General features: G+C 72.7%; 19 protein-coding genes. 3 read left to right on the forward strand and 16 right to left on the reverse strand.

Going from position 1 to position 19529, the window contains the following annotated elements:
* Positions 1-67: 67 nt before the first annotated feature.
* Positions 68-679, reverse strand: coding sequence for an exopolysaccharide biosynthesis protein (locus MET2598_RS0114345; RefSeq protein WP_018261282.1), 612 nt, complete (start codon positions 677-679; stop codon positions 68-70).
* A 254-nt stretch (positions 680-933) separates the two neighbouring features.
* Entirely contained in the window at positions 934-1203 is a 270-nt protein-coding gene (locus MET2598_RS0114350; RefSeq protein WP_012335153.1) for an usg protein, read from the reverse strand.
* Between the two features lie 317 nt (positions 1204-1520).
* Between MET2598_RS0114350 and bcsS the strand changes: the two genes are divergently transcribed.
* Complete coding sequence (gene bcsS / locus MET2598_RS0114355; RefSeq protein WP_018261283.1) at positions 1521-2267, forward strand: cellulose biosynthesis protein BcsS; 747 nt, start codon at positions 1521-1523, stop codon at positions 2265-2267.
* Here bcsS and MET2598_RS0114360 read toward each other — a convergent pair.
* Entirely contained in the window at positions 2190-3791 is a 1602-nt protein-coding gene (locus tag MET2598_RS0114360) for a cryptochrome/photolyase family protein (protein WP_018261284.1), read from the reverse strand. The genes bcsS and MET2598_RS0114360 overlap by 78 nt on opposite strands.
* Positions 3792-3797: 6 nt before the next feature.
* Positions 3798-4544, reverse strand: a complete 747-nt coding sequence (locus tag MET2598_RS0114365) for an SDR family NAD(P)-dependent oxidoreductase (RefSeq protein ID WP_012335156.1) — start codon at positions 4542-4544, stop codon at positions 3798-3800.
* A gap of 131 nt (positions 4545-4675) precedes the next feature.
* Here MET2598_RS0114365 and MET2598_RS0114370 point away from each other — a divergent pair, with 131 nt between their 5' ends.
* Both MET2598_RS0114370 and MET2598_RS39160 read left to right on the forward strand, forming a co-directional pair.
* Complete coding sequence (locus MET2598_RS0114370; protein WP_012335157.1) at positions 4676-5542, forward strand: methionyl-tRNA formyltransferase; 867 nt, start codon at positions 4676-4678, stop codon at positions 5540-5542.
* Between the two features lie 3 nt (positions 5543-5545).
* Positions 5546-5716: a DUF2256 domain-containing protein gene (locus tag MET2598_RS39160; RefSeq protein WP_198293016.1), complete on the forward strand. Its 171-nt coding sequence runs from the start codon at positions 5546-5548 to the stop codon at positions 5714-5716.
* A 124-nt stretch (positions 5717-5840) separates the two neighbouring features.
* Here the strand turns inward: MET2598_RS39160 and MET2598_RS0114380 are convergent, their stop codons facing one another.
* The 12 genes from MET2598_RS0114380 to MET2598_RS0114435 form a co-directional block, all read right to left on the reverse strand.
* Positions 5841-7850: a putative bifunctional diguanylate cyclase/phosphodiesterase gene (locus tag MET2598_RS0114380; RefSeq protein WP_020493655.1), complete on the reverse strand. Its 2010-nt coding sequence runs from the start codon at positions 7848-7850 to the stop codon at positions 5841-5843.
* Positions 7851-8159: 309 nt separating this feature from the next.
* Complete coding sequence (locus tag MET2598_RS0114385) at positions 8160-9329, reverse strand: multidrug effflux MFS transporter (RefSeq protein ID WP_018261286.1); 1170 nt, start codon at positions 9327-9329, stop codon at positions 8160-8162.
* A 191-nt stretch (positions 9330-9520) separates the two neighbouring features.
* Positions 9521-9757 (reverse strand): hypothetical protein, encoded by a 237-nt coding sequence (locus tag MET2598_RS0114390; RefSeq protein WP_012335161.1) that lies wholly within the window; start codon positions 9755-9757, stop codon positions 9521-9523.
* Between the two features lie 38 nt (positions 9758-9795).
* Complete coding sequence (locus MET2598_RS0114395) at positions 9796-10401, reverse strand: acyl-homoserine-lactone synthase (RefSeq protein WP_018261287.1); 606 nt, start codon at positions 10399-10401, stop codon at positions 9796-9798.
* 79 nt (positions 10402-10480) lie between these two features.
* The gene (locus MET2598_RS0114400; protein ID WP_026190720.1) at positions 10481-11215 is read right to left on the reverse strand and encodes a LuxR family transcriptional regulator; all 735 of its coding nucleotides are present in this window, start codon (positions 11213-11215) and stop codon (positions 10481-10483) included.
* A gap of 366 nt (positions 11216-11581) precedes the next feature.
* Positions 11582-13237 carry a chaperonin GroEL gene (gene groL, locus MET2598_RS0114405; protein ID WP_018261289.1) on the reverse strand — a complete coding sequence of 552 codons (1656 nt, stop codon included), beginning with the start codon at positions 13235-13237 and terminating at the stop codon, positions 11582-11584.
* 43 nt (positions 13238-13280) lie between these two features.
* The gene (gene groES / locus MET2598_RS0114410) at positions 13281-13595 is read right to left on the reverse strand and encodes a co-chaperone GroES (protein ID WP_012335165.1); all 315 of its coding nucleotides are present in this window, start codon (positions 13593-13595) and stop codon (positions 13281-13283) included.
* A 171-nt stretch (positions 13596-13766) separates the two neighbouring features.
* Positions 13767-14015: a hypothetical protein gene (locus MET2598_RS0114415; RefSeq protein ID WP_018261290.1), complete on the reverse strand. Its 249-nt coding sequence runs from the start codon at positions 14013-14015 to the stop codon at positions 13767-13769.
* A gap of 5 nt (positions 14016-14020) precedes the next feature.
* The gene (locus MET2598_RS0114420; RefSeq protein WP_012335167.1) at positions 14021-14257 is read right to left on the reverse strand and encodes a hypothetical protein; all 237 of its coding nucleotides are present in this window, start codon (positions 14255-14257) and stop codon (positions 14021-14023) included.
* A gap of 155 nt (positions 14258-14412) precedes the next feature.
* On the reverse strand, positions 14413-15357 hold the full coding sequence (locus MET2598_RS0114425; protein WP_012335168.1) for an aliphatic sulfonate ABC transporter substrate-binding protein: 945 nt from the start codon (positions 15355-15357) through the stop codon (positions 14413-14415).
* Positions 15358-15789: 432 nt separating this feature from the next.
* The gene (locus MET2598_RS0114430) at positions 15790-16614 is read right to left on the reverse strand and encodes a Bax inhibitor-1/YccA family protein (protein ID WP_012335169.1); all 825 of its coding nucleotides are present in this window, start codon (positions 16612-16614) and stop codon (positions 15790-15792) included.
* Positions 16615-16805: 191 nt separating this feature from the next.
* Positions 16806-19391, reverse strand: a complete 2586-nt coding sequence (locus MET2598_RS0114435; protein WP_018261292.1) for an ABC transporter permease — start codon at positions 19389-19391, stop codon at positions 16806-16808.
* Between the last annotated feature and the right edge of the window lie 138 nt (positions 19392-19529).

Genomic DNA, 19529 nt, shown 5'->3' on the forward strand with positions numbered 1-19529 from the left:
GCTTGGGCGACGCCGACATCCGCATGGCCGAAATGGGAGATGGCGACGCGATCCGTCGGATGTCGGATCAGGCGATTCCGAGGCTGAACAGGCCCACGACGGCGCTGAACACCGCGTAGACGAAGCCGAGATTCAGCAGCACGCCGAGCGCCCCGACCCCGAGCCCGGCCATCACCACGATCCCGTCGCGCTCGACGAGGCCGAGCCCGACCAGGGACACGGCGAGCCCGAGCGGGATCTGCCCGACGATCGGCGCGGCGACGATCAGGACCAGCGCGAGGGTGAGCAGCAGCAGGCCCATCGCCCGCATGCCGACCTCGTTCTCGAAGACGCGCATGCGCGGGCGCGACCAGCGCTCCAGGCGCCGCAGCAGCGGCACCGCCCGGGCCACCGCCCGCTGCAGGTCGGAGCGGGCAATCGAGCGGCCGAGCAGGGCGCGCGGCAGCCAGGGCGCCGACATCCCGGCCGCGATCTGGGCCGCCACCAGCGCCAGCAGCAGCCCGCAGATCAGCGGGATCGGCGGCGGCATCGGCAGGCAGTTCGGCAGGCCGAGCAGCACCACCAGCAGGGCGAAGGCCCGGTCGCGCAGCACCGCCACGATGTCCCCGACCGTGAGACGGTCGGCCTCCTGCGCGGCCAGCACCGTCAGGACGTCGGAGGTTCGCGTCGGTTTGGTCAAGGGGGTGCCGTCCGCTGCCTCGGTCGCGGCGCCCGCTCTAACCTGTTCTTTCCCCTCGGCCAACCCGACCGCCCGTCGTGCGGGCGATGCGTCGCATTCGTCGTCCCGGTCCAGGAGCCCGACCGGCTCCCGGGGCGCCGCCGCCAACCGCGCGCGCGTGCTCGTCATCCGCAGCCATCCTCGCGCCCCCGCGAGAGGGCAACCGGGCCGTCTTCAGCCGAGCAACCGGGCTTTCCTGAGGCAGGCCCCCCGGTTCAGTGCAGCGTGAGCACGCCGTTCACCGTCCGGAACTCGGCCGGCTTGATGAGTTGCGAATGGGACACACGCACCGAATGGAGCGGGCCTTCCAGCTCGCGCTCCCAGAACGCCAGGAAATCGTGCAGGACCGGGAATTTCGGGGCGAGATCGTAATCCTGCCAGACGTAGGTCTGCAGCACCCCGGGATGGTCGGGCATGCGGTACAGGATCTGCGCGGTGGTCAGACCATAGCCCTCGAGTTGACGCAGGAACTCCCTGGAAACCATCGGACCTCCTTCCTCGGCCGAACCGATCGCGGCCGCGCAACTTGCCGGCTAACGGTCCGATGATGGGGCGAAGGCACCGTTAAGCTCAAGACCAAAAATCGGCTTTCGCGTGCAAAAACAAGGCTTTGGCAGCATCCGCGAGGGATTGCTAGCAGCCCCGCGCCGGCCCTGCCGCGCGCCGGACTTCCTCTGAGGAAGGCGCGGCGATCCCGATTCGTTCCGACATCTTGCGATTTTCCTAACGGAAGAGGGTTGACTCGAAAGACGATGGAAAAGACTTTTCCATCGGTTTGCACCGCACCGCACCGGATCGTCCCTTGCGCGGCCCGAATCAGCTTCGCGGATGGAGCGATCTCGCGGCGGCCTGCGGCGCGCTGCTCTGGGCGCAGGCGGCCGCGGCCGAGGGCCGGGACGAGGTCCGGGCGGTGCTGTTCGGCGGCCTCGATGCGGGCCGCTCCACCTTCGTCAACGCGGGCGTCAAGGCCGCGCCGGGCGGCCTCGTCAGCGACGGATTCGTCCTGCTCGGCGGGTTCGGCACCGGCCTGCGGAGCGAGCGCGACTGGTACGGGCGCCCGGCCCCGGACGGGCGGCGCCCGCCGCGGGTGTTCCGCCACACCGTCCTCGCCAACGCCCTGGGGGGCTGGCAGTGGCTGCGGGAATGGGGCGTCGTCGCGGTCCTCGTCGGTCCCGAGATGTCCTTCGAGACGCTGGGCACCGGCGGCGCGCCGCGGCGCGCCCTGCGCTTCGGCCTGCGCCTCCACGCCGAGGTCTGGGCCCGGCCGACGCCCGAGACCCTCCTCACCGTCACGGCGATCACCGGCAGCGCCCGCCGGGACGGCTGGGGCCGGGTCTCCTGGGGATGGCGGGCGGGCCCGGCCTATCTGGGCCCGGAGGCCGCCCTCTACGCCGACGCGACCGGCTACCGGAAGTGGTCGCTCGGCCTCCACCTCACCGACTTCGCCCTCGGCGAGGCCAACGGGCGGGTCTCAGCCGGATGGCTCTACGAGGAAAAGGTCCGGCGTCCCGGCCTCTTCCTGGCGACCTGCCTGTGGCTGCCCCTCTGACCCGTCGAGCCCCGCGAGGAAGCGCGCGGCATCGGCCAGGATCTCCCGGCGGCGGGAGGCGGGCATCCGCGCGAGGGTGCGGTAGGGCATGGCGAGGCGCGGGTTGCCCGAGAGCCGCTCCGCGTGGGTGATCAGGAAGGCCCAGTAGAGGTAGTTGAAGGGGCAGGCCCGCGTCCCGCTCTTCAGCCGCACGTCGTACGCGCAGGCGCGGCAGTAATCCGACATGCGGTCGATGTAGGCGCCGGAGGCCGCGTAGGGCTTGGAGGCGAGCAGGCCCCCGTCCGCCCACAGCGCCATGCCGTGGACGTTCGGGAGTTCCACCCACTCGTAGGCATCCGCGTAGACGACCAGGAACCACTCCTCCAGCGCGGCGGGCCGGATCCCGGCGAGGAGGGCGAAGTTGCCGAGCACCATCAGGCGCTGGATGTGGTGGGCGTGGGCGTGGGCCCGCGTCGCCGCGACGCTGTCGGCGAGGCAGCGCATCGCCGTCTCGCCCGACCAGTAGAACCAGGGCAGGTCGCGCGCCGCCCCGAGGGCGTTGGTGGCCGCGTAATCCGGCATCCTCGCCCAGTAGAGGCCGCGCACGTATTCCCGCCAGCCGAGGATCTGGCGGATGAAGCCCTCGACCGCGTTGAGGGGCGCGCGCCCCTCCGCGTGGGCGCGCTCCGCCGCCCGGCAGACCTCCTCGGCGTCGAGGAGGCCGAGATTGAGGGCGGGCGCGAGCAGCGCGTGGTAGAGGAAGGGGGCGCCCGCCCGCATCGCGTCCTGGTAGTCGCCGAAGGCGGGCAGGCACTCGTCCAGGAAGTGGCGCAGGGCCGCCAGGGCCTGCTCCCGCGTCACCGGCCAGCCGAACCCGTCGAGATCGCCGAAATGCCCGGGGAAGCGCCGGGCCACGAGGGCGATCACCTCCCGGGTGACCGCGTCGGGCGGGAAGCGCAGGCGCGCGGGGAGGCGGTGATCGGCCGGAAGCTTGCGGCGGTTCTCCTGGTCGAAGTTCCAGCGCCCGCCGACCGGGGCGCCGTCCCGCATCAGGAAGCCGGTCCGGCGGCGCATCGCCCGGTAGAAGGTCTCCATGCGCAGGCTCGCGCGCCCCTCCGCCCAGCGCGCGAAGGCCTCGCGCGGGCAGAGGAAGCGGGTGTCGGCGCGGATCTCGACCGGAACGCCGAGCGTCTCCGACCAATCCCGCATCATCGCGAGCACCCGCCACTCGCCGGGCTCGGTCACCACCACCCGGTCGGGCCGGTGGCGGGCGACCGCGCGGGCGAGTTCCCCACCGAAGGAGCCGGTATTGCCCGCATCCTCCAGCGCCACGTAGTCGACCGCGACGCCGCGCGCCCTCAGCTCCGCCGCGAAGTGGCGCATGGCCGAGAGGACGAGCGCGATCTTCTGCTTGTGGTGGCGGACATAGGTCGCCTCCTCGGCGACTTCGGCCATCAGCACCACGTCGCGGGCCGGGTCGAGGTCGGTCAGGCCGGCGAGGCGCGGGTGGAGCTGGTCGCCCAGCACGAAGCGCAGCGTCCGCACGGCGCCTCAGCCCCTGGTGCGGACGCGCGAGCGCCCGCCATCGACGCCGATCACCTGGCCGGTGATCCAGCCGGCCTCCTCGCCGACCAGGAAGGCCGCGAGGCCGCCCGCATCCTCGGGCCGGCCGAGGCGCTGGAGCGCGTGCATGCCGGCGATGCCGTTCGCCACCGTCTCGTTGGCGGTGAGCGGCGCGGCGAGCGGCGTGCGGGTGAGGGAGGGGGCGACGACGTTCACGCGCACGCTCGGGGCGAGTTCGGCCGCGAGCGCGCGGGCGAGGCCCTCGACGGCGCCCTTGGCCATCGCCACGCTGGCATGGGCGGAAAAGCCCTGGGCGACCGCGACCGTGGAGAACAGCACGACCCCGCTCGTGCCCGTCCCGGCCCCCTCCCGCAGCGCGGGCGCGGCGGCCTGCACGGCCAGGAAGGCGCCGAGCGCGTTGAGGCGGAAATCGGCCTCGATCTCCTCCGCCCGCAGCCGCGCGACCGGCCGCAGGGTGATGCTGCCGACCGCGTAGACGAGGCCGCCGAGCGCGTCCCCGGCCTGCGCGGCGGCGCGCGCGGCGGTGGCCGGGTCGGTGACGTCGCCCGCCGTCACGGTCGTGTCGCCGAGTTCGGCGGCGGCCGCCGCGAGCCGGCCCGCGTCGCGGGCGACGAGGTGGAGGGGCCGGCCGCGCGCCCGCAGCGCCCGGGCCGCGGCGAGGCCGATCCCGCCCGTGCCGCCGAAGATCAGAACCCGTGCCGCCCCGCCCGTCATGCCGCCCCCCTTTGCCGCGCGCCTTGCGGCTCCCCTTGGCCCGCGTCCGGCGCTAGGTATGGCGGGACGGGCTCGGGTCAGCCGAGCTGAACTGCCGCAGGGGCCGGCGGCGATCCGGGGGAGCCAGGGGCATGAAGTTCGCCTTCGCGGGGATCGACTTTCTCGGCGGCGTCTTCGAGGCCCTGGCGGGGGCCGGCTGGCAGCCGATCAAGCTCTTCACCCGGCCCTGCGACGGCATCTACGACTTCAACGACAGCGTGGTGACGCTGGCGCGCCGCCACCGCGTGCCGATCCAGCTCTCGCGGGTGCGGCCGGCGGATCTCGACGCGCTGACCCAGGAGCACGGCCGCGACTGGGCGCTCGTCGTCGCGGGCTATCCCTGGCTGATCACCGGCTGGCCGGGCCGGGTGCGCTACGCGCTCAACTTCCACCCCTCGCCGCTGCCGACCGGCCGCGGCCCCTACCCGCTGTTCAAGGCGATCCTCGATTCCTACGAGACCTGGGGCGTCACCGCCCACGTCCTCGCCGAGGAGGGGTTCGACACCGGCGACATCCTCGCCCAGGAGCTCTTCCCGCTCTCGCCCGGCGAGACCCACGAGACGCTGCTCGCCCGCTGCCAGATCGCCGCGATGCGGCTGGCCGCCGGACCGATCGCCCGCGACCTGCCCGCCCGCTGGCGGGCCCCGGAGCCGCAGGGCGACGGCTCCTACTGGCCGCGGGTGACGGATGCGGACCGCACCCTCGATTTCCGCCAGCCCGTCGCCGCGGTGCTGCGCAAGGTGCGGGCCTTCGGGACGATCGAGACCGTGGCGCGGCTCAACGACGCCCGGGTCTTCGTGGCGGCGGCCGACGGCTGGGTCGAGCCGCACCGCTACGCGCCGGGCGCGATCGTGCACCGCCACCGCCGCCACGTGCTGGTGGCCGCCCGGGACGGCTTCGTGCAGATCACCCGCTGGAGCACGCTGCCGCTGGCGGAGGCCGGCCAGACCGGCCGCTGAGCCGTGCCGCCGATGCGCCGCAAGGGCGACCTGCCCGAGAAGATCTGCGCCCAATGCGGCCGGCCCTTCGCGTGGCGGCGCAAGTGGGAGCGGGTCTGGGAGGAGGTGCGCTACTGCTCGGATCGCTGCCGCCGGGAGGCGAAGCGGGGCGGGGCGGGGCGGAGCCGGTCCTGAGCCGTCATCCGACCTCCGGTTGATGGCTTCGCCATCTCCGATTTCGGCCATGCGGATGTCGGCTTCGCTCAGGCGCCGCGCGGGCTTGGCATACGGGATCCGCTTGATCAAAGCGGGTCCGGTATCAGGCGGCGCGCGACCGCGGCAGGATCCCGCCGGAGCCGGGCGTCGGGCAGAGCTCGCGCAGGGGCGCCGGCTTGCCGAGCAGGTAGCCCTGGACCAGGCGGCAGCCGAAGCCCCGCAGGCGGTCGAGCTGCTCTTCCGTCTCCACGCCCTCGGCGACGCATTCCAGGCCGAGATACGTGCAGAGGTGCAGGATCGTCTTCACGATCGCCTCGCCGGTGGGCGTGTCGACGCTCGCCACGAAGCTGCGGTCGATCTTGATCCGGTCGAGCCCCAGCCGGTGCACGTAGCCGAGGCTCGAATGGCCGGTGCCGAAATCGTCGAGGGCGATCCGGCTGCCCAGGGCGCGGAGCTTGCCGACCGAGCGGCCCGCCGCCTCCAGGTCGGCCATCAGCGCCGTCTCGGTCAGCTCGAAGGTCAGGCGGCTCGGCGCGACGCCGCTGCGCAGGATGAGCGCGACGATCGCGTCGGTCGCCTCGGGCGAGCTGAGATCGTGCGAGGACAGGTTGAAGGACAGGCCGACCGCTTGCGGCAGGTGGTCGATCTCGCCGAGCGCCTTCTCCAGGAGCAGGAGCGTCAGCCGGTGAATCAGGCCGCAGCGCTCCGCGACCGGGATGAACCGGCTCGGCGGGACCGCGCCGAGGAGCGGGCTCCGCCAGCGCGCCAGCGCCTCCACCGTCCGAACCGACCCGGAGGCCAGGTCGTAGACCGGCTGGTAGTGCAGCTCCAGCTCGGCCTCCAGTCCCGCCGCCTGCAGCGCCGCCTCGACGGCGCGCTCGGCCTGGATCAGGTCGTCCTGCTCCTTCGAGTAGACCGTCACGGCGCCGCGGCGATGCTGCTTGGACTGGTAGAGGGCGTGGTCGGCGTGGTCGAACAGGGCGGCGCCGTCGCGGTCGGCGGCGCTGGCGAAGGCGACGCCGCAGGAGCAGCCGGGGGACAGGAGGATGTCGCCGGCGCGGAACGGCTGCCTCAGCAGGTCCGAGACCTCCCGGCAGAAGGCGGCGACGTCGCGGCCGAGGGCCCGCGCGTCGATCAGGGCGCCGAACTCGTCGCCGCCGAGACGGGCCACCCTGACGGCCTTCCCCGCGAGGCTCCCCAGGCGGCGGCCGGTCTCGGCGAGGACGCGGTCGCCGGCCGAATGCCCGTAGCTGTCGTTGATGGACTTGAAGTGGTCGAGGTCGAAGATCGCCAGGGCCAGCTCCGCCCGGTCCGGCCCGTCGCGCAGGCCGTCGAGGGCCGCGAAGAAGTAGCGCCGGTTCGGCAGCCCCGTGAGGCTGTCGGTGTGGGCGAGGCGGAAATTCTCCTCGGCCAGGAGCCGCATCTCCTCCTGCTTGCGGATCAGGGCGGCCTGGGAATGGATCAGCTTCAGGAACGAGTCGTAGTTGGCGCGCAGCACGCGCACCATCACCATCACCACGAAAGCGAGGTTGAGCGAGATGGCGCCGAAGACCGCGTTGCCGGTCGTGAGGTAGTGCGCCAGGAAGGCCGCGGTGACGATCGCGGTGACGAGGAGGGCGCATGCCGGCAGGTGCATCAGGCAGAAGATGCAGGCGATGACCGTGATGGCCACGAAGAGCGCGACGTGGCCGCGCTCGAAGGGGCCGCCGTAGCCGTCGAGCATGACGGCCCAGACCACGAAGGCGAGGGACAGGAAGGCGGTGAGGACGACCGTCCGGCGCATGCGGGCCGCCGCCTCGGCCGCGTCGACCCGCCCGGCGTCGAGCCGGTACCAGTGGATGCCGCGGCCGATGCAGATCGGGACCAGGAGGGCGAGCACCCCGACCGTCAGCCAGGGCGGCGCCAGCCGCGCATGCGTGAAGGCGACGGCGACGGCGTTCGCCGTCAGGCAGGCGTAGAGCGCGGGGATCTGCTTCTTGATCTCGGCGAATTGCGCGACGCGGATGCGGTCCCGGAGCGGGTCGGCCGCCTCGGCGCCGAGCCCGCGCGCCCGCAGGGCGTCGTCGGCGCCCCGCGCGAGGGCCGACCATGCCGCGGCCAGAAGGGACCGCATCGGGCCCGGCCCCCGCGGGCCGGTCGGATGACCGGGGACGTCGTGCGGCGCCGATGCGTCCCCGGGTTCCGCGGACCTCAGATCGGGCATGCGCCATTCCCCAACGTCGAAGCACCCGGATCGCGATTCACGCCCCGGTTGCCGCGAGTGCAGCCTAGAAACCGAAGATGCTCGTCGTCGAGCTTTGCCGATCAATTCCTAAGGCTTGCATAATCCTCCGGCTCGGCACTGGGGCGAAGTCAGGACGGCCCAAGCAAAAGCCGCGGCGGCGGGCGACGGCTGCACGACCGGGATCGGGGCCGGCCCGCCTCAGCCCCGCCGGAGGGCCAGGGCCGCCAGGCTGGCCGCCGCGAGCAGGGTCACGGCGACCGGCGTCGCGGTGCCGTCGTGCCACGCCGCGACCGAGACCGTGAACGCGGCCCCGAGGGTCATCTGCAGGAAGCCGTAGAGGCTCGACGCGGCCCCGGCGGCGTGCGGGTCGACATTCATCAGCCCCGCCACGGCGTTCGGACCGAGGAGCCCGATCCCGACCGCGTAGAGGACGAGGGGCAGGATCAGGGTCGCCACGCCGAGCGCGCCGCCGCGATCGACGGCGAGCAGCGCCAGCGCCCCGGCGAAGCACAGGCCGTTGCCGAGGCGCGCGGCGCGCCGGATCGGCATCCGCCCGGCGAGGCGGCCGGCGATCCACGCCCCCGCCACCATGCCGGCGACGACGAGCAGGCAGTCGAACCCGACCTGCTGCGGCGTCCGGCCCAGCCGCTCGCCGAGCAGGAAGGGCGCCACCGCCAGGAAGGCGTAGAGGCTCGTCCCCGCGCAGGCGCCCGCCACCACGTAGGCGCGGTAGACCGGCGCCCCGAGGAGGCGCAGGTAGGAGGCGGCGACGGCCGAGAGGCCCGGCAGGGCGACCGGGTGCCGGTTCGTCTCCGGCAGGCCGCGCAGCACGAGGGTGCCGAGGACGGCGACCAGGGCGGCGAGGAGCACGAACACCGCCCGCCAGCCGAGGGCCCCGCCCACGACGCCGCCGATCGCCGGCGCGAGGGCGGGCGTCAGGGTCATCGCCATGGTGAGGAGCGCGAGCTTGCGCGTGGCGTCCTCCGCGGTCGAGACGTCGCGCACCATGGCGCGGCCGAGCACGAGGGCGCCGCAGGCCCCGAGCGATTGCAGCACCCGCGCCGCCACCAGGACGCCGATGCTGCGCGCCGGGATCGCCAGGAGCAGCCCCGCGAGGTAGAGCGCCATCCCGGCGATCAGCACCGGGCGGCGGCCGTAGCGGTCGGAGAGGGGGCCGTAGACGAGTTGTCCGCAGGCGAGGCCGACGAGGTAGAGGGTGATCGTCAGCTGCGCCACGACCGGCGAGGTGCCGAGATCCGCCGCCGCGGCCGGGAGCACCGGCACGAAGATGTGCAGCGCCACGGTCCCGGTCATCGTCACGGCGACGAGCAGCGGCAGCGAGGCCCGGGCGGGCGCGTCCTTCGTCACGGTCTCGTCGCATCCCCTGGCTGGACGCGAGAGACCCGCGCCGGCGCGCTGGCGCCTCCCTCCGCGGGGAGGGCCCCGCGCGCGGCGTCGCGCCGCGCCCGCGGCCTCGCCCCGCGGACCGCGAGCTTAAGTCGAGCCGCGCCGGGACTCCCATGCCGGATCGGCATGGCAGGGTTCCGCCCCGTCCTCCATCAGTTGAGCTTGGGCTCGCCGCTGGCATCGTCCCGGCCGGACTCGCGAAACACCTCCCAGGCGGCGCGGATCAGCGCCTGGACGGCCGGCCGGCCGGCCACCGCCGGGTCGGGGAGGAACTGCAGGTCGATCGCTGCGGCGGCGGCGCGCAGGATCGCGAGTTCGGCCTGGACGTCGTCGGAGCGGCGCGCGCCCTCGGGCAGGAGCGGGCGCGCGGAGGGTGAATCGCGGTGCATCGGGGGATTCCTGGCGGGGGCTGGACTGGGCGAGGGGGTCAGGCGGCGGCCAGGACCGGCCGGTCGGCGCCGCGCACGGCCCGGAGCTGGCGCAGGGTGCGCTCGTCGAAGCCCGCCTCGACGGCGATGATCTCCTCGCCCTCGATCACCCGCGGCAGGCCGAGCGGGAAGGCGCGGAAGTGGAGCTGGATCAGGCGCAGGAGCCAGGAGGTCGGGTTCTGCGAGATGAAGCGGGAGACGCCCCGCGGCAGGCCCCACTCGACGATCCCGGTGGTCAGCGCGAGCGCGACCGGGTTCAGGCGTCGGCCGGAGATGCGGGCCCGGTCCGAGACGCAGATCCGGCCCCATTCCCAGATGTGCGGCGCCGACGGCGCGGGCCCGTCGCACAGCTCGGGCAGGACGGAGGAGAGCAGATAGGGCCGCGTGGTCGGCAGGAGGCGAGAGTATCCGACAAGGTCATCCTCCTGAATGGCAAGAAGATGAACCGCGTGCTCGTCATCGAACTGATCAACCTCCCGTTGATCCGGCCTCCTCAGATCGCTCCAGCCTTTGTCCTTGACGAAGATGTCGTGGCGGAGCCGGTAGGCCTGCTCCATCTCGGCCGCGTAGAGGTGGATGTTGGTGGCATCGACAACGTGAATCATCGGGAGGCTCCGGTGGTGCGGAGTCCCTTCTACGCATGGCAGCGGGCCGCCATAGTCCAAGAACTTGTACTTTGGGAATTCAACTGATGATACCGAGTCGCAATCCCAATGCAACCGCATGGGCGCGGCTCGTGGTGCCGAGCTTGCGGCGCACGGCGCGCAGGTGGCGGATCGCGCCGTGCGCGGAGATGCCCATGGCGTCGGCGATCTCCTGGTCGGACTTGCCGTCCGCGGCCCATTGCAGGCTCTCGCGCTCGCGCGGGGAGAGCGGCTCGGCGAGGGGGCCCGTCTCGCCCTTGGCGAGCAGCAGCACCTGACCGAGCGCGTAGGTCCCCACGAGGGTGAGCATGCCGCGCACGGCGGGGCTGAGGTCGAGCTTCTCGCCGACGAAGCTGACGCCCGCCGTGTCGCCCTCCAGGGTCAGGAGCGGCAGGGTGAAGCCCTCGCGCAGGCCGAACTCGCCCGCCTCGTCGAGGACGCGGCGGGCGGCGCGGTCGTCGGGGGCGCAGAGGCCCGGATCGGACCACGCGAAGCCGCTGCCGCGCTCGCCGACGCCGCGCACCACCGGGTCGTGGAGTATGTAGTCCCGGGCATAGTAGCGCCGCGCCCACTCGTCCGGGTAGGTGCCGGCGAACACGGTCGGGCGGCGATCGCAGGGCACCGCGTCGCAGATCCGCAGGGTGGCGAGCAGCACGTGCTCGACGCCCACCCCCGCCAGGGTCCTGAGGAGCTGGTCGCGGACATTCTCGGGCGTCGCCGTGCGGTGGATGGCCTGGAGAACCTCGCGAGAGAGATCGAGCGATCGCTTAGACATCATCGTCCCCTTCCGGCGCCGGGCCGCGCGGGCAGGCCGGAGCCGGGGCGCGGGCCGCCGCCATCCCCCACCATCCCCCGCCTGCCGCAAGATTTCGATGCAAATTCCGTGACAAACGCCGAGCAGAACGCCCAGAGCTGCCCGATCCTGCCTCAACCCGGGCACTGCGAAAAGCCCCGAGAACTTGGACACCTGGGGACATGGAGGGCACGGAAACCGAAGAGAAAGATTTTCTTGTCCAGGAAAACCACCATAAGCTGCAGCGGTCCGAACCATGGTTAATGATGGTTGTCAACCGCCGGCGGGCCGGAACGCAGAAGGGCCACCTCGCGGCGGCCCTTCGCTCCGAGTCGGTGGTGGGACGGCTCAGAAATCCATACCGCCCATGCCGCCCATGCCGCCCATGCCGCCGCCGCCCGGCATGGCCGGCGGGGCCTCCTTCTTGGGCGCGTCGGCGACCATCGCCTCGGTCGTCACCAGCAGGCCGGCCACCGAGGCGGCGTCTTGCAGGGCGGTGCGCACGACCTTGACGGGGTCGACAATGCCGGCCTCGATCAGGTCGACGTAGGTCTCGTTCTGCGCGTCGAAGCCGAAGGTGGCCGAGCCGTTCTCGGCGACCTTGCCGACCACGATCGAGCCCTCGACGCCGGCATTCTCGGCGATCTGGCGGATCGGGGCCTCAAGGGCCCGCACCACGATGTTGATGCCGGCCTGGACGTCGGCGTTGTCGCTCTTCACGCCCTGGGCCGCGGCCTTGGCGCGCAGGAGGGCGGCGCCGCCGCCCGGGACGATGCCCTCCTCCACGGCCGCGCGGGTCGCGTGCATGGCGTCGTCGACGCGGTCCTTCTTCTCCTTGACCTCGACCTCGGTCGCGCCGCCGACCCGGATCACCGCCACGCCCCCGGCCAGCTTCGCCAAGCGCTCCTGCAGCTTCTCCCGGTCGTAGTCCGAGGTCGTCTCCTCGATCTGCGCCTTGATCTGCGCCACCCGCGCCTCGATGTCCGCCTTCTCCCCGGCCCCATCGATGATCGTGGTGTTCTCCTTCTCGATCCGCACCCGCTTGGCCCGCCCGAGCATCGGGAGCGTCACGTTCTCCAGCTTGATGCCGAGATCCTCCGCGATCATCTGACCGGCGGTCAGGATCGCGATGTCCTCCAGCATCGCCTTGCGCCGGTCGCCGAAGCCCGGCGCCTTCACGGCCGCCACCTTCAGACCGCCGCGCAGCTTGTTGACCACCAGCGTGGCCAGCGCCTCGCCCTCGATGTCCTCGGCCACGATCAGCAGCGGCTTGCCGGTCTGCACCACCGCCTCGAGCACCGGCAGCATCGCCTGCAGCGACGACAGCTTCTTCTCGTGGATCAGGATGTAGGGATCCTCGAGCTCGGCGATCATCTTCTCCGCGTTCGTGATAAAGTACGGGGAGAGGTAGCCGCGGTCGAACTGCATGCCCTCGACGACGTCGAGCTCGGTCTCGGCCGTCTTGGCCTCCTCGACCGTGATCACGCCCTCGTTGCCGACCTTCTGCATCGCCTCGGCGAGCATGCGGCCGATCTCCGCGTCGCCGTTGGCCGAGATGGTGCCGATCTGGGCGATCTCGTCGTTGCGGGTGATCTTGCGGGAGTTCTGCTTCAGGTCCTCGGCGACGGCGGCGACGGCGAGGTCGATGCCGCGCTTGAGGTCCATCGGGTTCATGCCGGCGGCGACGTACTTGGCGCCTTCCTTGACGATGGCCTGGGCCAGCACGGTCGCCGTGGTGGTGCCGTCACCCGCGAGGTCGTTGGTCTTCGAGGCCACTTCGCGCACCATCTGGGCGCCCATGTTCTCGAACTTGTCGGCGAGCTCGATCTCCTTGGCGACCGTCACGCCGTCCTTGGTGATCCGCGGAGCCCCGAAGCTCTTCTCGATCACCACGTTGCGGCCCTTCGGGCCGAGCGTCACCTTGACGGCGTTGGCCAGGATGTCGACGCCGCGCAGCATCTTCTCGCGGGCATCGGCGGAGAAACGAACGTCTTTGGCTGCCATAATGTCACTCCTCGGGAGACATGACGTGGATCGAAGGCCCCGCTCAGGCGGCCTTCTTGACGGCCTCGGTCGCCACCAGGATGCCGAGGATGTCGGATTCCTTCATGATCAAGAGGTCCTGCCCGTCGATGCGGACCTCGGTGCCCGACCACTTGCCGAACAGCACCCGGTCGCCCGCCTTCACGTCGAGGGGGACGAGCTTGCCGGCCTCGTCGCGGGCGCCCGGCCCGACGGCGACGACCTCGCCCTCCTGGGGCTTCTCCTTGGCGGTGTCCGGGATGATGATGCCGCCCTTGGTCTTCTCCTCCGCGTCGATGCGGCGGACCACCACGCGATCATGGAGCGGTTGGAACGTCATCGAGTGTCTCCAGCGCTTCTCAACCATGTCGTACAGGGCCGGGCTCTCGCCTGAGCCGCCCGGCCGCCGCCAAGCTGGGAGCGCGGACACCGCCGTTCAAGGGGGCGCCGAAAAAATTTTGGCACTCCCTGTTCGGGAGTGCCAGGCAGGGCCGCCCGGCGCGGGGGCGGGTCAGGCCGGGGGCGCGAGCCCGGCGCGCCGCTCGCGCAGCTGGCGGCGGACCCGCGGGCGCGAGGCGCGGCCCTCCGGGCGGGGCGCGCGCGGGGCGCGCCCGTTCGGCGGCGGGGGCGGCGGGGCGGCGAAGAGGGGCGTGGGCGCGCAGGCGCTGCAGCGGTCCCGGGCGCCGGCGCCGAGGATCTCGCGCAGGAGGGCGGCGCCGTCCGGGTCGCCCTCCAGGAGGTCGGCGCTGAAATGGGGCATCGGCGTCAGCGCTCGGCGAGGCGCAGGGGCGCGGCGCCGATCACCCGCACGGCGGGCCGCGGCGCGGTCCCGGTGCAGGCCGCCGGACGGTAGGGCCAGGCGGCGCCCGCGCAGGCGTCCGGCGCCGCCGGGGCCGGCGCCGCATGGCTGAGGGCGGCCGGGCGCGGCCCGTGCCCGTTCGCCATCACGACGATGCCGGCCGCCAGCATCGCGCCCAACAGGATCAGTCTCGCCACGCCCATCATGACCGCCCCCGCCCCGTTCCGTCCCTGATTTCAAGCTGAGCTGCGTATAGGGGGCGGCCATGTCCGGGATTTTGCGTCGGACGCGGCGGTTCGGGGCGAAATGTTGCGTCGCGCCGGCGCGACGCAATATTTCGTTAACCGGCCGGCGCGGATCAGGCCTTGGGGATCCAGGCCCAGGCGATGTCGCGGACCCGGATCGCGCGCGGGATCAGGCCGAGGCGGTGGAAGCGGTCGGCGGTGGCCTGCTGGCCGTCCAGGACCGCCTCGTCGATCGGCTTGATCCGGAAGCGGGTGCGGGCGACGATCGCCGCCTCGACCTCGAGTTGGATGCCCTGCGCCTCGTGCAACGTCCGCGCGTAGGCGTCGCGGTTGGCCTCGGCCCAGGCGGCTTCCCGCGCCAGCACGTCCGCGATCTGACCGACCACCTCCGGGTAGGTCTCGGCGAAGGCCCGGTTGGCGAGGTAGAAGCTGTGCGGGTTCGCCACCTCGTGGTTGTGGGCGAGGACGCGGGCCCCCTTGCCCTCCGCGATCGCCAGGTAGGGATCCCAGATCGACCACGCGTCGATCGCGCCGCGGGCGAAGGCCGCGACGCCGTCCGCGGGGGCGAGGTAGACCGGGTTGATGTCGCCCCAGCCGAGGCCGCCCTTCTCGACCGCCGCCACCAGGGTGGCGTGGGCGCTCGATCCCTTGGGCACCCCGACCGTGCGGCCCCTGAGGTCGGCGAGGCTGCGCAGCCCCGAGCCCTCGGGCACGATCACGGCCTCGCCGCCCGCCTCCTGGGCGGCCACGTACAGGAGGTTGCCGGAGGCGGCCTGGGCGAAGATCGGCGGGGCGTTGCCCACCGTGGCGAAGTCGATGGCGCCGAGGTTCAGCGCCTCCAGCATGGGCGGGCCGAACTGGAACTCGACCCAGCGCACCGGGACGCCGAGCGGCCGGAAATGCGCCTCGTAGACGCCGCGCTGGCGGGCCGAGACGAACAGGCCGGATTTCTGGAAGCCGAGGCGCAGCTCCCTGGGGAGGGCCGCGGCCGCGCGGGCGGGAAGGCCGCCGGCGGCGAGGAGCGCCGAGGCGCCGGCGAGGAGGTCTCTGCGTCGCATGGGGCAGGTCCTTCGAGGGTGTCCGGGATCGCGGATCCCGTGTTCGGAGACCCGAACACAGCCCTCTCGCTTAAGGCGACCGCAGGGGGAATCAAGACTTCGCGCGATATCTAGACGGCGCAGCACGGGAATGTGCGACGGTCCGCGGCGAGTAGACCTGACGATATCGCCAATTTTGTTCTTCCGAAGCGGATCCGTCCGGAAGAAAGCTCGCGCTCCGGGGGCGGGAGGCGAAAACACCGTCCCACGATTGCGGCATTCGCGCCCAGGTGCGGGCGGGGAGGGAGCCGGCGAGCGGGCGCGGTCGGCCGGGGGCCGATCACCCCGTCGCGGGCGTCCCGCAACGGCGCCCCGCCCGACCGCCCCCGCGCAGCAAAAACCCCGGCCGCCGGGGGCGGCCGGGGTCCGCGAGGCCCCGCAGAGATGCGAGCGTTACTCGTTCCGGTTGCCCATCAGGGCGAGCAGGAACTGGAACATGTTGATGAAGTCCAGGTACAGCGTCAGCGCGCCGAACACCGAGACCTTGGCGGCAGCCTCCTGGTCGAAGTTGCCGTACAGGTACATTTCCTTCAGCTTCTGCGTGTCGTAGGCGGTCAGGCCGGCGAAGATGAGCAGGCCGATCACCGAGATGGCGAATTGCAGCGCGCTCGAGGCGAGGAAGATGTTGACCAGGCTCGCGATCACGAGGCCGATCAGGCCCATGACCAGGAACGAGCCGATCCCCGACAGGCTGCGCGCGGTGGTGTAGCCGTAGAGGCTGAGACCGCCGAACGCCGCCGCGGTGATGAAGAAGACCTGCACCACGCTGGCCCCGGTGTAGCGGAGCAGCAGCGTGGAGAGCGAGGCGCCCATCACCGCCGCGAAGGCCAGGAAGGTCGTGCGGGCGCTCGCCGCCGACATCCGGTCCATGCGGAAGGAGAAGAAGAAGATGAAGGCGAGCGGCGCCAGCGCCACCACCCACATCAGGGGCGTGGTGTAGAGGGTGATGCCGAACTGCGTCAGGTACTGGCCGCCGATCCGCACCATCTGGCCGGCGCCGTTGCGGGCCGCCTCCGCCGGAACGGCGGTGGTGGCGAGCTTGTTGACGCCGAGCGCGACCAGCGCCGAGACGGCGAGGCCGAGCACCATGTTGTTGTAGACGCCGAGCATGAACGCGCGCAGGCCCTGGTCGACCTCGACTTGGCCGCGGGCGTAGCCCGAGGGGGCTCCGTACCCGGTCGCGCCGCCCTGCCGGAACGGGCTGTTCTCGAATGCCATGGGAGATTCCTTCGGAAGCTCTCTAGCGTGGGAGTTCGTGATCGAGGCTCACGCGATCCTCGGACGCCGAAACCGGGCGTCGTGCGCCGAATATGAGAGGCCGGGCTTGTCCGCACAAGGGTCGGTGCCGGCCCCGCACCCCAGAGAAGGGGGCCGTCAATCGGCCGCAGCCGGTTCGAGGGATTAAACGCTCACAGATTTCGTAAGTAAGGCGCCGGCTTCTGACCGAGGATCCTGAAGGTCCCGGCGAGCCCGAGACCGACCGCCACCACCGCGAGGGCGCAGGCGAGGAGCGCCCCGGATAGATCGAGCCGGAAATCGATACGCATCACCTGGGTGACGATGACGAAGGCGGCGAGCGTGCCGGCGGCGAGGCCGAACAGGGCGGTGGCGAGGCCGAGCACCCCGTATTCGAGGGCGTAGGCGCCGAGCAGCCGCATCCGCGTCGCCCCGAGCACCTTGAGCACGACCGCGTCGTAGAGGCGCGCCCGGTGGCCCGCCGCCAGCGCGCCCGCGAGCACGAACAGGCTCGCCACGAGGGCGACGCCGCTCGCGCCGCGGATCGCGAAGACGAGCTTGCCGACGATGTCGTTCACCGCGTCGAGGGCGTCCTTCACCCGCACGCTGGTCACCGACGGGAAGCGCAGGGCGGCCTCCCGCAGGATCCTCGCCTCCAGGGCCGGGTCCGGGCCCTCCGGCAGGGTCAGGGTCGCGAGGTCGGCGTGCGGCGCCCCCCGGAAGGTGCCGGGCGAGAACACCATCACGAAGTTGATGCCGAGGGTGCGCCATTCCACGTGGCGCAGATTGGCGATCTTCACGGTGAGGTTGCGGCCGAGCACGTTGACCGTGACGCTGTCGCCGACCTTGAGGCCGAGGGCCCGGCCGAGCTGGTCGTCGAAGGAGACCAGCGGCGTCGCGGCCTGCTCGGGATTCCACCACGCCCCCTCGGTCACCCGCGAGCCGTCGGGGAGGTCCTGCGCGTAGGTGATGCCCCGGTCGCCGTCGAGCACCCAGGCGGCGTCCTCCGGCGCCTTGATCTCGCTCGCCGGCCGCCCGTTGAGGGCGACGATGCGCCCGCGCATCATCGGCGCCCGCTCGATCTTGCCCCGCGGCGCCTCGCCGCCGAGGAACTGGTCGAAGGCCGCGGCGTCCCGGCCCGGAATGTCGAGGAAGAACAGGCTCGGCGCCCGGGAGGGCAGCGAGCGGGTCAGGGTGCGGGTGATGCTGGCGTCGATCAGGCTCAGCGCCACCAGGAGCGTGATGCCGAGCCCGAGCGAGAGCACGATCGAGGGCGTGAGCGCGCCCGGGCGGTGGAGATTGGCGAGGGCGAGCCGCGGCGCGGCGCCGCGCGGGCGCGGCAGCCGGCGGGCCAGCGCCATCAGGGCGAGGGCGACGCCCCGCAGCAGGCCGAAGGCGAGGCCCGCCGCCACGATGAAGATCAGGGCGACCCGGCGGTCGAAGGCGGTGAGGAGGGCGAGCGCCACCAGCCCCGCGAGGGCGAGGCCGAGCACGACGAGGTAGCGCGGGCGCGGCCAGCGCCGCTCGGGATCGACCGTGTCGCGGAACAGCCCCGACACCGCGACGTCGTGGGCGCGCCCGAGGGGTCCGATCGCGAAGGCCAGGGCGGTGAGGAACCCGTAGAGGGACGACACCGCCAGTTCGCCGGGGGCGAGCGTGGGCGTGAGCGGCACCGGCAGCAGGTCCGCGAAGGCGAGGACGAGCCCGTAGGGCAGGGCGGTGCCGACCGCGAGCCCGATCGCGATGCCGATCGCGGCGATCAGCATGACCTGCGTCAGGTAGAGGGCGACGACCTGCCCGCCGGGGGCGCCGAGGCTCTTCAGGGTGGCGATCGAGGCGCGCTTGCGCTCGACGAAGCCGCGCACCGCGTTGGCGACGCCGACGCCGCCCACCATCAGGGCCGTGAGCCCGACCAGGGTGAGGAACTGGGTGAAGCGCTCGACGCTGCGGGCGAAGCGCGGATCGGCGTTGAGCCGCGAGCGGATCTCCCAGCCCGCCTCCGGCAGGGCGGCGCGCACCGCGTCCGCGGCCCGCTCGACCTCCGCGTCGGAGGGATCGGCGAGCCGGACCCGGTAGACCCAGCGGTTGAGGCTGCCGGGCTGGAGCAGGCCCGAGGCCCGCAGGGCCGCCTCGCTGGTCAGCAGGCGCGGCCCGAAGCCGATCCCGTTGGCGATCTTGTCCGGCTCGGCCTGCAGCACGGCCCTGAGCGCGATCGTGGCGCTCCCGACCGTGACCCGGTCGCCGATCTTGAGGTCGAGGCGGGCGAGGAGGGCGGGATCGACCGCCGCCCCGAAGGCGCCGTCGCGCTCCGCCAGCAGGGTCTCGCGCGGGAGGGCCGGCGCGGTGACGAGGTCGCCGGAGGAAGGGTAATCCGGCCCGACGGCCTTCAGCTCGACGAGCGCCGCGCCCTTCTCCCCCGCCACCGCCATGGCGCGGGTGAAGGCCACCACGGAGACGCGGCCCTTCGCCTCCAGGACGGCCCGCTCCGCCGGGCTCGCCTCCCGGTGGATCAACCCGAAGGCGAGGTCGCCGCCCAGGATGGTCCGGCCCTGCTCGGCGAGGCCCCGGGTGAGGGAGCGCGACACCGAGGCGACGCCGGAGATCGCCGCGACCCCGATGGCCAGGCAGGCGAGGAAGACCGCGAAGCCGCCGAGCCCCCCGCGCAGCTCGCGCAGGGCGAGGCGCAGGATCAGCGGGAGCCGCGACGGGACCGCCGGGCGGCGCCCGGGGGCGCTCAGGGGAGGCAGGCTGCCGTGCATGGGGGTGTCCTGCGGGAGGCTGGGGATGCCCTGCGGGGGCGAGGGGCGCGGGCGGCAAGGGCGCGGGCAGCAAGCGGCCCGGGCGGGATCACGCCCCGCCGCCCGGGCCGGCCTCGCGGCGACGGCCGGGCGATGGTC

It is taken from the genome of Methylobacterium sp. WSM2598 (assembly GCF_000379105.1).
Classification (GTDB): Bacteria; Pseudomonadota; Alphaproteobacteria; order Rhizobiales; family Beijerinckiaceae; genus Methylobacterium.